Here is a 15,296-nt window from a genome sequence, read left to right as displayed (position 1 = left end):
GCAGCAGCAGACACCCCACTGAAACTCAAGGACGGCTACGCCGTCTGCACTATCCTTCCCCACCCTGAACGGAGGGGCTTGTCGCGCACCCGGTCAAGTAAAAAAATCAAATACTCACGTATCAGACTGACACTGAGCTTAATATCTTTGATTTGCATCAAAAAACAAATAATTTGTTAAAATAATAACCTTGTTGATTCAACTAGTGATGACTAGTTATTTTCATAGGTAGTGGTATGAGCAAAACCATCATTCTTGATGATAAGTCGGTGCACTGTAGTCAGTGCATGAGTAATCATCTCTGTATGCCGGCCGGTTTAAATGCACAGGAGACGGAAAAACTAACAGAGCTGGTTAAGGAGCGTATCCGTATCCCCAAAAATCAAGTCTTATTTCAAGCCGGTGATTCTTTCAGCGCTATTTATAGTGTGCGCTCTGGCTCGCTCAAAACGCAATTAGAAAGTGAAAATGGTCACATACAGATCACCGGTTTTTCACTACCTGGTGAGTTGATTGGCTTTGATGGTATTGCCACCCAAACGCACTCCTCTACCGCTATGGCCATGGAGGACTCTGAGGTCTGTGTTATTCGTTTAGATGATTTAGATCGTTTAGCTCAATCCATCCCCGCGCTTAATTCACAGTTACGTCAACTGATGGGTAATGAAATTAACCGCTCTCACCATATGGCCTTGACCTTAGGCTCACTAAAATCCGATCAACGCGTTGCCGCCTTTATTTTAAATATGGTGGATCGCTTAGCTCGTTTAGGTTATTCATCCAGTGAATTTATTCTACGCATGACACGTGAGGAAATTGGGGTCTATTTAGGTTTGACCTTAGAGACAGTTAGTCGCTTGCTGTCGCGCTTTGCCCGTGAAGGCTTAATCACGGTGGAACAAAAAGAGATTAGAGTATTAGACCGTGCAGGCTTACAAGCCTTGATAAAGAAAGAGAATCACTGATATCAACAGTGAATTACACTTATTTAAAAAGACCATGACAGTATCAGGCTGCCATGGTCTTTTACTATGAAGTATTATTTTTCAAACTGTGAGCGCAAATGCTCAGGAATTGGACGATCGACTGGCGGCAGAAAGCGTGGTGCCTCAGCATCGGCACTACGATCAATCTTTAAACCCTGGCGGTTTTGCTTATTCACCAAAGGGATATCTCTATCCTGAGTAAAGGCTAAATAAATCGTAATAATACACGCCACAACAACAATCGCTGGTCCTGCCATCAGGAACCATGGCCAACGCTCCTTGTACCATGGTTTACTTGCTTGAGGCTCAATCGCGCCTACTTGATTTAATCCTTTTGAAGACATAATAAAACCTCAATTATTCGGGTACAAAGAAACTGCTGGATTTATCGATTTTGAGCTCCTTGCCCTCATCAATACTACGCACATGGAAGTCCATATCATAGCGACCTACCGCACTACCCTCTACTGGAGCACGCACAATCAGTGGAATCCATTGGTTGGTACGAGGTGAAACAACGATCGTATTAGAGCCACTATTCTCAAGATTGACATCCAGTTGTGACAAGGCAGGAGAAACAGCATCGATCCTAAACTCACGGGTCTCGGAACTCATATTGACTAATAGAACGCGGTAAACGTTTTCATAGTAACCACCTGGCACCTCTCGACCTAATGAATTACGGTCACGCACCACATCAAAGCGCAACTCGTTACGTAGGGCTAAGGAGGTCACAATGCTAGTAATAAAAATAACTAACAAGGTCAAATACACTAAGGTACGTGGTTTAAATAAACGCTTACGCTCTTCCTTCTTAGTCAGTCCCATCTTGATGCTGTTTTCAGAGGTATAACGAATTAAGCCGCGGGGATAATTCATTTTATCCATCACATCATCACAGGCGTCAATACAGGCACCACAGCCAATACACATATACTGTAAGCCATTGCGAATATCAATACCGGTAGGACAGACCTGTACACAGAGCGTACAGTCAATACAGTCACCTAAACCTAAAGCCTCAAGATCCGCCTTTTTGGAGCGTTTACCGCGTGGCTCACCGCGCTTCTGATCATAGGTTACGATCATTGTGTCCGCATCTACCATCACACTCTGGAAGCGCGCATAAGGACACATATAACGACAGACGTTTTCGCGCAAGAAACCAGCGGCTAACCAACAGAAACCACCATAGAGGAAAATCCAGAACCACTCCCAAAAACCAAGATCTAGTTTTAATAAGTTCGGAAATAACTCACGAATCGGTGAGAAATACGCAACAAAGGTAAAGCCCGTCCAAAAACCAACTAAGACCCATAAAATATGCTTAGTCGCCTTGATTCTAAACTTGCGTGCGCTCATCGGTGCTTCATCTAAGCGCATACGCTGAACTCGATCACCCTCTACCCACTTCTCTATATACATAAAGATCTCCGTGTAGACGGTCTGCGGACAGGCGTAACCACAGAATAAACGGCCGGCAATCGCAGTAAAGAGAAACAGCCCATAGGCCGAAACGATCAAAATAATGGCCAGATAGAAGACATCTTGAGGCCATAGGACAAGACCAAATAAATAAAACTTACGCTCGACCAAATCAAATAACACGCTTTGGCGACCGTCCCAGTTGATCCAAGGTAAGCCGTAGAATAACACCTGGGTAAACCAGATTAAGGCAATACGCCAATTATTAAAACGCCCCTTTACTGAACGCATATAAATTTTTTGCGTCAAGTCAACGAACTCAACCTCATCACCGTCCAGATTAGAGGGGATATGACCAACCACCGCAGTCTTTGGCTTGTGCTGGGCTTTGGATTTAGCATTTGCTGCGTGCTGACTATGACTTTCTGCTGCTTGAGGCTGCCACTCAGGCACCGCTTGGGGCTGCTCTGATGGCTTTTGAGATTTATCTTCGCTCATAATTTACCACGTCAATTGATTTATATATATCTAGATATTATACAGCCCAATTATCCTTGCGAACAATTGGGCTGAAATACAGGTGAAGTTTAGTATATTAAAATACGAATAAAACTACTCGTTATTCGATAAACCCCAAACATAAGCAGTTAACACATCAATTTGCTCAGGTGTTAAGTAATGCTTTTGTGGTGGCATAATGTTAGTACGACCTTCCATAATCGTTTTAACGATGGTTTGGTGTGAAGAGCTACCTAACCAAATATCATCGGTTAAGTTAGGCGCACCTAGTAATGGATTGCCTGTAGCATCGACACCGTGACATGCCACACAAACCTTGTCATATTGCTGCTTACCCTTAGCAATGAGGGTAGCGTCAGCATTAAGACCAGAAAGTGAACGCACATAATGCGCAATGGCATTGGCATTATCCGTTTGTTCACCCGCAGTGGCACCCAAGGCCGCACCTAATGGCGCCATTAAGCCAACGCGACCGTCAGTGATCACACCATGAATGTATTCTGGTGTACCAGCACCTAACCAGTCATTATCAGTTAAATTAGGGAAGTCAGTTGCGCCCCTAGCATCAGAACCATGGCACTGAGCACAGGTATTGAGGAATAAACGCTCACCAATAATACGGGCTTCAGGATCCTTGGCTAATTCCTCTACGCTCATATCCTTAAAGCGAGCATATACTGGTGCAATGCTTTCGCGTAACTGCTCTTGACTCTGCTCTACCTCATGCGCCGCTTGCCAGTTTCTAAGGCCACTCCATGAACCGACCGCTGGGTAAAGTACCATAATCCCCACACCGATCACGGTTAGACCGAGGTACATAATAATCCACCAACGTGGTAGTGGGTGGTTCAACTCTCGAATACCGTCCCACTCGTGACCCGTATCTTCAGTTACAACCGTTTTTTGACCTAGCCAAGAACGTTGAGTCCATAAAAGCCAAAGTACAAAGACTACCCCCAAGATTGAGACGACTGCGACCCATAACGCCCAGCCACTATTAACAAAATCACTCATGATCCTTGTCCTTGCGCTCACTATCAGCGCTTAAATTTTTTTCGTCCTCTAGACTAAACGGCAGTAGGGCCGCTTCCTCGTTATCCTTGCGGCGTTGCTTGGAAAAAGCCCACCACACAATACCGAAGAACACAACAATTGCCAGAAATGTCGCAATACCGTTAAGCGTACCCCACATAGTTTAGCTCCCTCTAATTACTTCGCTTCAGCTGTTGTATCACGTTGGCGCCATGCGTTCATATAGCCAACACCAAGACTCTGAAGAAAAGCTACCACTGCATCCTCTTCGGTTTTACCGACTAGGGCTGCTGGCGCTTTCTCGATTTCTTCTTCAGTGTACATAGGCTTACCGTCATGATGCTCACCTAGCCAATTAAGCGCACGCATCCGGGCTTGTACATCAAAACCCTCGACACTCTTATGCTGCAACCAAGTATAAGCAGGCATATTAGACTCAGCAACCACATCACGTGGATTACGTAAATGCACGCGATGCCATTCGTCCGAGTAACGACCACCCACACGAGCCAAGTCTGGACCCATACGGCGAGAACCCCATAAGAAAGGATAGTCGTACACCGTCTCACCGGCTTCAGAGTATGGACCGTAACGCTGCACGTCAGAGTTTAACAGACGAATCTGCTGACTATGACAGCCCACACAACCCTCTTTGATGTAGATATCACGACCGATCAACTCAAGTGGTTGATGCGGCTTAACACCCGCTGAAGGCTGGGTAGTTGAGTGTTGATGGAACAATGGAACAATTTGCACAAGTCCTGAAACACCTACCGTGATAAGGGTCAACACCATCAACATCGGTAGATTTCTCTCAATCATCCCGTGAGAGAAAAATTTAACTTTTTTATCATCAGACATTTTTAAAACCCTTTATCTTCAAATTATGCATTTGCTTCAGCAGCCACAACAGGTGCCGGCTTACCATGAGATGGCGCAGGTACCGGTGGGTTAACACCAGTGCGACCAATCACAGTAGCTAAGGTATTGAACAGCATAATCACAATACCGGTTAAGAATAAACCACCACCGATTAGACGCATAATTAATAAGATTTTCTTCGAAGCGAGCGCCTGTACAAAGCTGTAAGTTAAGGTACCGTCAGCTTCAATAGAACGCCACATCAAGCCTTCCATCACACCGGCAATCCACATAGAGGCAATGTATAACACAATACCAATGGTAGCTAACCAGAAGTGTAATTCGACTAATGATTTTTTGTACATCTGATCACGACCCCATAAACGAGGAATCATGTAGTAGATAGAACCGAAAGAAATCATCGCAACCCAACCTAAAGCACCAGAGTGTACGTGTGCAACCGTCCACTCAGTATAGTGCGATAGGGAGTTAACCGTACGAATAGCCATCATTGAGCCTTCGAAGGTAGACATACCGTAGAAAGACAATGAAACCACTAGGAATTTCAAGATAGGATCGGTTCTAAGCTTATGCCATGCACCGGACAAGGTCATAATACCGTTAATCATACCGCCCCAAGATGGCGCTAATAAGATTAAGGAGAATAACATACCTAAACTTTGAGTCCAGTCAGGTAGTGAAGTGTATAGCAAATGGTGAGGACCTGCCCACATATAAGTAAAGATCAAGGCCCAGAAGTGAACAATGGATAAACGATAAGAATAAATCGGACGCTCGGCTTGTTTAGGCACGAAGTAGTACATCATACCCAAGAAACTGGTCGTTAAGAAAAAGCCTACTGCGTTATGACCATACCACCACTGTGCCATCGCATCCTGTACGCCAGCATAGTAAGAGTATGATTTGAATAAACTCCAAGGCACTTGCAGGTTATTAAAGATGTGCAACATAGCAATGGTAATAATATATGCACCATAGAACCAGTTTGCCACATAAATATGCTTAGTGCGACGCTTAGCAACAGTACCGAAGAATACGATTGCATAAGCCACCCAAACCAAGGTAATTAGGATATCAAGTACCCACTCGGTCTCAGCATACTCCTTGGATGAGGTGTAACCCATCGAAAAGGAAACCGCAGCTGCCGCCCAAATAATCATCCAGCCATAAAAGGTAAAGCTGGCTAACCACGGGGCAAACAGCGTGGTATGACAGGTACGTTGTACCACATAGTATGAGGTTGCAAATAATGCACTACCACCAAAACCGAAAATCACCAAGTTTGTATGAACTGGACGTAAACGCCCATATCCAAAAAACTCGTTAAAGCTCAGCTCCGGGAACACTAGCTGGCTAGCAATAAATACACCCATTGCCATGCCGAGCACACCCCAGATAACTGTCGCGATCGAGAACTGTCGGACTATCTTATAGTTAAAGGTTTCCGACCCAATCACATTTTGAGTACTCATAGTACCTACCCTCTTTGTAAACAAAAAACTTATTAATACTAGTAAAGCTTGATTGCGGAAGAAGCGCTTTATAGTATGGGTTAATAAGAAAGAAACTAAGCTAGTTGTAACAAAACCCAGTCCCAAGTTATAACATTTTACTACAAAAGCTAAGCATTATGTATTAACTAAAAACCTTGTTCTGATGTAAATCAAAGTTGAAGTGCAGATATTACCCTATTCTGTGGAACTTTTTATGATTATTCCGCTACTCAATGATTTTAAGAAAGCTTAGGGTGTGCGCTAGCAGGATGACATTGAACCATCAGCGATGACTTATTTTATGCTGATCGCCATTTAGATGACTCGTACTATCATCATCATAAAGAATGGAATCACCCTTTTCATCAATATCATCATATTGACCTTTAAATACCGCCCAATATAAAAAGAAACTGATAAAGCCAATAAATACAATCGTTAGGCTACCGAGAATTAAATAGATTTTCATACTGAATCGCTTCCAGCTAGCTTAAGTCCTAGCATACGTATTGATGGTTCTCATCATCTCTACTGCATTACTGCGTTTCTTGCTTCCAGCTCAGAGCGGAAGCGCTTATATAAGCGCCAGCCCATGAGACCAACCCACATGGAGGAGATAAACATAATAATGGCAGCTAACCACGGCGACACCAAACCAATCATTGCCAGTGGCGTCATCAACAGATGAAAAACAATGGAGACAGTTAAACAAAAACGTGCAGTGTGACGCGTTCTCTGCAAGATTGACTCAAGCAAGGTCTCATCAACTTGTGATGCGGCAGCGGCATTAATTAACACAGTACGGGCAGCGGCGTAGCAAGACGGCACCGACATAGCCATTGCACAGGGGCAACTCATCACAAACAGTGAAACCGTCACTGCTAGGGCATGAGCCGGATCAATATAAAAATACCACACTAAACCACTGACCACCGCCAGGGCTATCTGTATCATCACAAAGTAAAAGGCATAACGATCCGCATGCGCCATATCCTCATCACGACACTGCTTAATTCTGTCGAGCACATGGTGCTCACCAGCGATATATGATGACTGCACGGCAATATACTCTAAATAACGTGCCGTCAACAAAAAGGCAATAAACATTACGATAGAATCGTAATACACCTCACCCTGATGATAAATGGTGGTATGCACGCTAGGAAAAAAGGCCACTGCAATTCCCAACGCCACGGGTAAATTCATATTGACCATGCTATGGCGATGCGCAAACTCACTATCGGCAGCAAAGAGTCCCTTCCAGATGGGTACTGCACAATAAAAAAGTACCGGAATAGTCAGCAACAAGCCGATCCAATTTAATAATACCAGAGCAACCTCAAGCGACTCTTGAATATCCGTGCCCATGTACTGATGCTTGAAGTAGCCAGGCGCAGCAAACATCATCACCTGCATCATAATCAACCACGACAAGCCTAAACGCACCACCATGCGGCGACGCTCTAAACGCTCAGCCGCTGGCAGATCCTTTGGTATGGCAAAAATTGAAACCGCTTTCATTAGTCGTCGTAAAAAACTTAATTAAAAATACCATCGGACAGATAGCGGTCACCTCGATCACACACGATGAACACCACTGTACCACTGGTTAGGCGCTTAGCTGTGCGAATCGCTGCGACTAGCGCACCAGCAGAGGAAATACCACCAAAAATACCCTCGCGCGCTGCTAAATCCCGCGCCATTTGCTCAGCCTCGGCCTGCTCAATCGGTTCAAAAACATCAATCATCTCAGGCTTAAAGATCGCTGGCTGATACTCCGGCGCCCACTTACGGATACCAGGAATCGAAGCACCGGGCGCTGGTTGCGCACCGATTAATTGGATGGATGGATTTTGTTCCTTTAAATACTTGCCGGTGCCCATCATGGTACCGGTGGTACCCATGGCACTCACAAAGTGGGTAATTTGACCCTGCGTTTGCTGCCAAATTTCAGGACCGGTTGACGTATAGTGAGCTGAAGGATTATCAGGATTACTAAACTGATTGAGAATCAGCCCCTTGCCCTCGCTTTGCATCTGCTCAGCTAAGTCACGTGCATACTCCATGCCACCTTTAGCCGCCTCAGTCAAGATTAATTCAGCACCATAAGCCTTCATTGAAGCCCTACGCTCAAGCGATAAATTATCCGGCATGATTAAAATCATCTTATAACCACGAATCGCGGCTGCCATGGCCAACGCAATGCCGGTATTGCCACTGGTGGCCTCAATTAAGGTATCACCTGGTTTAATTTGACCCCGTGCTTCAGCCTCGGCGATCATCTTAAGTGCGGGGCGATCCTTAACCGAACCGGCGGGATTATTACCCTCTAACTTAGCTAATATCACGACCTGATCCGACACGCCGAATTGCTGCGGCAAGCGCTGTAAACGAACTAAGGGGGTATTACCTACCACTTGGTCAATGGTGGGATAATGAACTGATTTTTCAGACATAGACTTAAGGCACCGAAATAGTTAACAAAAAGCAAGCTATATGCAAGTACAAGTAATCATTTTAACACTTAAGCCAGCTTCTGCTGCTAAAGTTTGCTATCAGCTAGCGCACGCCATGCCCAGCGTCCTTAGCAGTGGCATACAAGCGACTACTTTGGCTTGACCCAATAAGGTTCTGCGCTGACGGATGAGGACCTACCTTGCACACGCTTTTTGACCGCCACCACTTCCTGTGCTACCTGCGATTTCAGGGTGGCGCTGGATAACAAGGATGGCTTTGGCTGCCCTGAGGTTTCCCCATGAGCAATAATCAACCCCGCTTCCACCAGCTTAGCGGCTCGCTTTTGACCTAAGCCCTTAACCCGCAGGGCAAAGTCCTCAAGCGACTCAAACGCACCAGCACGCTCCCTCTCCTCAATAATTCGCGTCGCTGTTTTTTCACCAATTCCCTTAATACTTTGTAATTCCGTCTTGGTCGCGGTATTGACATTCACCGTTTGGGCAAAGGCCACTGACGCGCCAATAAGAAAAACACTAATAAGCACTGCCAAAAAAGATAATCTGCTACACATAACAATCCCCATCATCAATTAAAAACACTTAATTAATTATGGGGAAAGCAAATAGTAAATGTGTTTAAGTGGCTATTTTTAGCCAGTCGACTAGCCGCCGCTTAGTGGTTTAGCTCTGTGCCAGCAAGTGCTTGACGTACTCGGCCACTCCCTCTTGTACCCGCTTAAAGCGATGTTGATAGGCACCCACTTGTCTAAGTTTATCAGTATTCGCTTGCGTAAAGCTTTGGTAACGCCCCTTTAGATCCTCGGGAAAATCAATGTATTGCAGAAGACCTTGAGCGATCTGCTCCTCCAAACTAAGCGGTGCCTCTCCGCGCGCTTGACGTACCGTATTAATCACCGTATGAGCAATATCATTAAAAGGTTGCGCTTGCCCAGTACCGCAATTAAAAATACCACTGATTTGCGGGTTTTGCATAAAATGCAGATTGACGTTGACTACGTCTTCTACATAAATAAAGTCACGCACTTGCTCACCAGGACCGTAACCATCATATTCACCAAATAAGCGCACCCGCCCTTCAGTCATAAACTGATTAAAATGATGAAAGGCAACCGAGGCCATGCGGCCTTTATGCTGCTCGTTAGGACCATAGACATTAAAGTAACGCAAACCAACAATCTGCGCCTTACGCTCAGCCAAACGACGGCGTACCACCTGATCGAAGAGGAATTTAGAATAGCCATATACATTTAATGGTCCCTCTGACGCTAACTCTTCAGTAAAGCGCTGTTTGGCCCCATAGGTAGCGGCTGATGAGGCATATATGAAGGGAATACCTCGCTGCTGACAATAATTTAATAACTCCAACGATACTTGGTAGTTATTATCCATCATATAGCGACCATCGCGCTCTGTGGTATCGGAGCAAGCCCCTTGGTGAAAGACAATAGAAATGGGGGGCAACTGATCAGCCAGCAGCTCCTGGCGGAAAAGATCCTTATCCTTATAATCGGCAATTTGATGATTGCGTAAATTCACAAATTTATCGCCTTGCAATAAATCATCAACCGCCAAAATATCATCTAAGCCCTGTTGATTTAAGCCTTTTAGCAATTGACTACCAATAAAGCCAGCGGCCCCAGTTACAACTATCATAACAATTCCTCTGCACTAACAATCGATGTCCCTAACTTGCCTACCACGATACCGCCAGCCTTATTTGCCCACTTAATTGATTCAGACCAGCGCATACCAGCCGCACGAGTCACGGCCATGGTAGCTAACACAGTATCGCCAGCACCGGACACATCAAAGACCTCTTTCGCTTCAGCATTCACATGATGCACGCCATCTGCCGCAAATAAGGTCATCCCCTTTTCAGAACGAGTAACCAGCAACGCCTCTAAGGCCAGTTTCTCGCGTAAGGCTTGTGCCTTTTGCACTAACTCCTCTTCATCTTTCCAGGTACCCACTGCTTGCGTCAATTCCAACTGATTAGGGGTCAATAGACTGGCATGTCGATAAAGTGAGTAATCCGTCCCCTTCGGATCGACCAAAACCGGCACCTGATGCTGATTAGCAAGTGCGATCATGCTTCTAATATCTCTTAAAACGCCCTTGGCATAGTCTGATAACACCAAAATATCATGTTCAGCAATCAAATCAACAAGATGTTGATAAACACTTCTTAGACTATGATCAGTGGGTGGATGCTCAAAATCAACCCGCAGCATTTGTTGCTTTCTGCCCAAAATTCGCATTTTTAAGGTGGTACTAATGTGCTGATCTAGGCTAAGCACTGCATTAACACCCATATCATCGCACAGACTTTGCAAACGCTCGCCACCCTCATCAACGCCAATGACCCCCAACAAGGTTGCTTGGCCACCCAAACTAAGCACGTTACGTGCTACGTTAGCGGCACCGCCTAAGCGATCCTCCTTTTTGACCACACGAACAACTGGCACCGGCGCTTCAGGTGAGATGCGATCGACCTCACCAAACCAATATCGGTCTAGCATCAAGTCGCCGATGACTAAAATTTTTTTATTTTTAATTTGAGCAATAGGATAAGGGCTCATACTACTTTCCCTCTAAGCGCTTGGTTGAATACGTTTCCCATTGATTACAACCAGGGCACTGCCAATAAAATGATTGAGCTTGAAAACCACAAACACGACATTCACGACGATCTAAACGCTGTGCATGTTGATGGATAATTTTATATAGAAAATCCACCTGTAGTATCTCGGCTAAGGCACTGGACTCGCTGGCGGTGAAACCCGTTTCTGCTACTGACGAGGCTTTGAGTTCGGACTCAAAAAATTTACTTAAACCAAGTAAAGTAGGATGCGCCGCTAAGGTTTTAGCAGCAAAACGACGCGCCACCTCATCATCACCTTGTAGACGATAGTGCTTAAGTAGTATCACAAATAGATCAAGCGAAAAATGTGCTTCAAAATGACGTGCTAATAACTCAAGCCCTCGCGCTAACTGATCCGTCTGTTGATAATTTTGTAATAACTTCTCAGCCACCAAGCTACTATAACTAGGTGCATCATTCAGTACACTCTCAAGCTGCAATCGTTGATTCTGAGTTTGTCCTTGTTGTGCAGCAATCTCTGCTCGCAGCATGGCTATACGCGCCATGGACGCTTCACTACGTTGTTCAAGCGAATCCACCTGCATCGCCTGTTCTGCTTGATCTAGATGCTTAATCGCCTCATTCAGATTAGCGGGTTGCATGCGTAGTGCGTGCTCAACCAGCTCACAATGATAATGAACCAGGGCTGGCACCGGCTCATTTAATAGCGCTTTGAGTCTTTCAACCATTTCGATGGCTTTAGGCCAATCATGCACCGACTCGTAAATACGAATCAGATGACGGATGGCGGAGACACTCAGGCTCTGACTATTCATCACCCGTTTAAAAGCCTCTTCGGAACGATCAAACATCCCGGCTTTAAAATAGTCCTGACCAATTTGATATAAAGCCTGCTCCTGATCCTTACGTGGTAAATCGGCACGATTCAAGAGACTCTGATGTACACGAATCGCCCGTTCAATCTCACCGCGACGACGGAATAAATTACCTAATGCAAAATGCAACTCGGTGGTTTCTGTATCAAGTTTAGCCACCTCGATAAAGGCATCAATCGCTTTATCGTGATCCTCATTTAATAAAAAATTCAGACCTTTAAAATACGAATCTGGCAACTGCCGCGTCTCCGAGAGCATTTGTTTGAAGTCTACTCTAGCGGCTATCCACCCCAATGCAAACACAATGGGAATTAAAATAAACCACCAAACCTCGAAATCTACACCTGCTTCCATGGTTTATGATTTGCTATTAGGCTGCAAGGCAATAAAAATATCAGGACCATTGGCGTTAGCTGCTTTTGCATGATCTTCTTGCACCTGTTCGCGGACTTTAGTGGCGGCCTGACGGTGCAAGCTAGCAATCTCATCTTTTAGCTTAGCCTGTTGATACTTACCCCGGAAGTAAGACGGCGCCATCAAGAAGTAAGCGAAGACTGAACCCGCTACAAAAGCAATGAGAAGCACGAGAATCAGTGGCACCCCCTTGGCGCGTAAATCCGCAAAGAAATTCACATCCACAAGATGGGTATTATTAAGCGCAAACAATAAAACAAGAACAAAGATGATTATGCGAATAATCCAAACCAAATACTTCATCGACTTCACTCCGGAAATTTATTTATCGTCTATTGTAATAGGAATTAGCAAAAAACTTAAGTAAATAGCGATTATTCTAGCCGAAATAAAAAAAACCCGAAATCGGGATGGTTCCAGACTTCGGGTTTAGCGAAAAGATCGCAGTACAGCAAACGATAAATTAACCGATAGCTTCTAATTGACAGTTATCTTGATTGACTCCGGTGGCAGTCCCCGGCGTAGCTGATAACTCCTCTTGGAAGGTCGCATCAACTCGTTCGCGCAACTCCTTACCGGCTTTAAAGTGTGGCACCTTTTTGCCAGGCACCATCACTTTTTCACCTGATTTAGGGTTACGACCGACACGAGGGGCTCTCTGCGACAAGGAAAAACTTCCAAAGCCACGCACCTCAATACGCTTACCCTCAACCAAGGCATCAACCATGGCATCAAGAATGGTATTAACTGCGTAATCAATGTCGCGAGCCGGCAGCTGTGGAAAAGCAGCTGCCAAAGCCTCAATTAACTCAGATTTCGTCACTGTTACTCTTCGTCTTTAGCTTCATCAAGCTTAGCTTTAAGTAAAGCACCTAAGCTTGTGGTACCGGATTGAGCAGCTGAGCCTTTGATGCTCTCCAGTTGTTCAGCAGTTTCTGCATTATCACGTGCCTTAATAGACAACTGAATTGCGCGCTGCTTACGATCCACATTAAGAATCATTGCTTCGACTTCATCACCCTCTTTAAGTGCGGTTGTCGCATCCTCTACGCGACCGCTAGAGATTTCCGAAGCACGTAAGTAACCCTCAACATCTACTGATAAAGTAACGACTGCGCCTTTAGGCTCAACCGATTTAACCGTACCTTTAACAATGGCACCTTTATCATTAGTAGAGACGTAGTTATTGAACGGATCACCTTCTAACTGCTTAATACCTAAAGAAATACGCTCTTTATCGGTATCAATCGCAAGCACAACCGCCTCAACCTCGTCACCTTTTTTGTAGTTACGAACCGCTTCTTCGCCAGACTCGTTCCAAGAAAGATCAGATAAGTGAACTAAACCGTCGATATTACCAGGTAAACCGATGAATACGCCAAAGTCGGTAATTGACTTAATTGCGCCCTGAACCTTGTCGCCACGGTTAAAGTTAGCAGCGAAATCCTCCCACGGATTCGAGCGGCACTGCTTCATGCCAAGTGAGATACGACGACGATCTTCGTCAATATCCAACACCATCACTTCAACTTCTTCACCTAAGCTGACAACCTTACGAGGATCAACGTTTTTGTTAGTCCAATCCATTTCAGAGACGTGAACTAAGCCCTCGATACCAGACTCAACCTCAACAAAGGCACCATAGTCAGTTAAGTTAGTTACCTTACCGAATAAGCGTGTGCCTTTAGGGCAACGACGAGATAAGCCAATCCAAGGATCCTCACCCAATTGCTTAACGCCGAGTGAAACACGGTTTTTCTCGCGATCGAATTTAAGTACCTTAGCCTCGATTTCCTCACCAACGGATAGTACTTCAGACGGATGACGAACACGACGCCATGCCATATCCGTAATATGTAATAGACCGTCAATCGCACCCAAGTCAATGAAGGCACCGTACTCAGTAATATTTTTAACCGTACCTTTAACTACTGAACCCTCGTTGAGCGTTTCTAATAGCTTCTCGCGCTCTTCGCCCATGGTCACTTCAAGTACAGCACGACGAGATAGTACAACGTTATTACGCTTACGATCTAATTTGATTACTTTAAACTCGTAAGTCTTACCTTCGAAAATGCTGGTGTCTTTAACAGGACGTAAGTCAACTAAAGAACCTGGTAAGAAAGCACGGATACCGTTAGTCATCACAGTCAGACCGCCTTTAACGCGACCAGTGATAGTACCGTTAACTAACTCGCCTGATTCTAGTGCTTTTTCTAACTGTAACCATGCAGATAAACGCTTCGCACGGTCACGCGAAAGAATGGTTGAACCGTAGCCATTTTCGATAGAGTCGATAGCAACTGATACGAAATCACCTACCTCAACCTCTAACTCACCCTGATCGTTTAAGAACTCTTCGATAGGGATTAGGGCTTCAGACTTAAGACCGGCGTTAACAGTCACTAGGTTGCGGTCAATGGCCACAACTTCGGCTGAAATAACTTCACCGGATTTCATTTCTTGATCGTTAATGCTTTTCTCGAATAAATCGGCAAAGCTTTCGCCACCTAGGGCGTCTTGAAAGTTTAAGGATGTCATTAAATTAATAATCCAAAGGCAATCAATGCCTAATAAAAATACACGTCGAT

General features: G+C 44.9%; 17 protein-coding genes. 1 reads left to right on the top strand and 16 read right to left on the bottom strand.

Features of this window, described 5'->3' with window-relative positions:
* Positions 1-236: 236 nt before the first annotated feature.
* Positions 237-965, top strand: coding sequence for a fumarate/nitrate reduction transcriptional regulator Fnr (gene fnr / locus HMPREF3144_RS04900; protein ID WP_018026116.1), 729 nt, complete (start codon positions 237-239; stop codon positions 963-965).
* 74 nt (positions 966-1,039) lie between these two features.
* Here fnr and HMPREF3144_RS04895 read toward each other — a convergent pair whose 3' ends face one another.
* The 16 genes from HMPREF3144_RS04895 to rpsA form a co-directional block, all read right to left on the bottom strand.
* Positions 1,040-1,330, bottom strand: a complete 291-nt coding sequence (locus tag HMPREF3144_RS04895; protein WP_070476726.1) for a FixH family protein — start codon at positions 1,328-1,330, stop codon at positions 1,040-1,042.
* A 13-nt stretch (positions 1,331-1,343) separates the two neighbouring features.
* The gene (ccoG, locus tag HMPREF3144_RS04890) at positions 1,344-2,909 is read right to left on the bottom strand and encodes a cytochrome c oxidase accessory protein CcoG (RefSeq protein WP_018026118.1); all 1,566 of its coding nucleotides are present in this window, start codon (positions 2,907-2,909) and stop codon (positions 1,344-1,346) included.
* Positions 2,910-3,023: 114 nt separating this feature from the next.
* Positions 3,024-3,944 carry a cytochrome-c oxidase, cbb3-type subunit III gene (gene ccoP, locus HMPREF3144_RS04885; RefSeq protein ID WP_070476723.1) on the bottom strand — a complete coding sequence of 307 codons (921 nt, stop codon included), beginning with the start codon at positions 3,942-3,944 and terminating at the stop codon, positions 3,024-3,026.
* Complete coding sequence (locus HMPREF3144_RS04880; protein ID WP_070476721.1) at positions 3,937-4,122, bottom strand: CcoQ/FixQ family Cbb3-type cytochrome c oxidase assembly chaperone; 186 nt, start codon at positions 4,120-4,122, stop codon at positions 3,937-3,939. The genes ccoP and HMPREF3144_RS04880 overlap by 8 nt, the downstream gene beginning before the upstream one ends.
* Positions 4,123-4,139: 17 nt before the next feature.
* Positions 4,140-4,823, bottom strand: coding sequence for a cytochrome-c oxidase, cbb3-type subunit II (gene ccoO, locus HMPREF3144_RS04875; RefSeq protein ID WP_018026121.1), 684 nt, complete (start codon positions 4,821-4,823; stop codon positions 4,140-4,142).
* 23 nt (positions 4,824-4,846) lie between these two features.
* Positions 4,847-6,316, bottom strand: a complete 1,470-nt coding sequence (ccoN, locus tag HMPREF3144_RS04870; protein WP_018026122.1) for a cytochrome-c oxidase, cbb3-type subunit I — start codon at positions 6,314-6,316, stop codon at positions 4,847-4,849.
* Between the two features lie 304 nt (positions 6,317-6,620).
* Complete coding sequence (gene ccoS, locus HMPREF3144_RS04865) at positions 6,621-6,806, bottom strand: cbb3-type cytochrome oxidase assembly protein CcoS (RefSeq protein WP_018026123.1); 186 nt, start codon at positions 6,804-6,806, stop codon at positions 6,621-6,623.
* A gap of 59 nt (positions 6,807-6,865) precedes the next feature.
* On the bottom strand, positions 6,866-7,858 hold the full coding sequence (locus HMPREF3144_RS04860) for a P-type ATPase actuator domain-containing protein (RefSeq protein ID WP_018026124.1): 993 nt from the start codon (positions 7,856-7,858) through the stop codon (positions 6,866-6,868).
* A gap of 17 nt (positions 7,859-7,875) precedes the next feature.
* Positions 7,876-8,793 (bottom strand): cysteine synthase CysM, encoded by a 918-nt coding sequence (cysM, locus tag HMPREF3144_RS04855; RefSeq protein WP_018026125.1) that lies wholly within the window; start codon positions 8,791-8,793, stop codon positions 7,876-7,878.
* A 149-nt stretch (positions 8,794-8,942) separates the two neighbouring features.
* Positions 8,943-9,338 (bottom strand): ComEA family DNA-binding protein, encoded by a 396-nt coding sequence (locus HMPREF3144_RS04850; protein WP_244264045.1) that lies wholly within the window; start codon positions 9,336-9,338, stop codon positions 8,943-8,945.
* Between the two features lie 136 nt (positions 9,339-9,474).
* A complete protein-coding gene (gene rfaD, locus HMPREF3144_RS04845; protein ID WP_018026128.1) occupies positions 9,475-10,467 on the bottom strand; it encodes an ADP-glyceromanno-heptose 6-epimerase in 993 nt (330 codons plus the stop codon).
* Positions 10,464-11,393 carry a D-glycero-beta-D-manno-heptose-7-phosphate kinase gene (rfaE1, locus tag HMPREF3144_RS04840; protein WP_070469936.1) on the bottom strand — a complete coding sequence of 310 codons (930 nt, stop codon included), beginning with the start codon at positions 11,391-11,393 and terminating at the stop codon, positions 10,464-10,466. The genes rfaD and rfaE1 overlap by 4 nt, the downstream gene beginning before the upstream one ends.
* 1 nt (position 11,394) lies before the next feature.
* Positions 11,395-12,645, bottom strand: a complete 1,251-nt coding sequence (gene lapB, locus HMPREF3144_RS04835) for a lipopolysaccharide assembly protein LapB (RefSeq protein ID WP_070476719.1) — start codon at positions 12,643-12,645, stop codon at positions 11,395-11,397.
* A 3-nt stretch (positions 12,646-12,648) separates the two neighbouring features.
* Complete coding sequence (locus tag HMPREF3144_RS04830) at positions 12,649-13,008, bottom strand: LapA family protein (RefSeq protein WP_018026131.1); 360 nt, start codon at positions 13,006-13,008, stop codon at positions 12,649-12,651.
* Between the two features lie 160 nt (positions 13,009-13,168).
* Positions 13,169-13,528, bottom strand: coding sequence for an integration host factor subunit beta (locus HMPREF3144_RS04825; RefSeq protein ID WP_018026132.1), 360 nt, complete (start codon positions 13,526-13,528; stop codon positions 13,169-13,171).
* A 2-nt stretch (positions 13,529-13,530) separates the two neighbouring features.
* Positions 13,531-15,246: a 30S ribosomal protein S1 gene (rpsA, locus tag HMPREF3144_RS04820; RefSeq protein ID WP_018026133.1), complete on the bottom strand. Its 1,716-nt coding sequence runs from the start codon at positions 15,244-15,246 to the stop codon at positions 13,531-13,533.
* Between the last annotated feature and the right edge of the window lie 50 nt (positions 15,247-15,296).

Source organism: Oligella sp. HMSC05A10 (assembly GCF_001808335.1).
GTDB lineage: Bacteria > Pseudomonadota > Gammaproteobacteria > Burkholderiales > Burkholderiaceae_B > Oligella > Oligella urethralis.
This window is presented reverse-complemented; position numbering and strand designations above follow the sequence as displayed.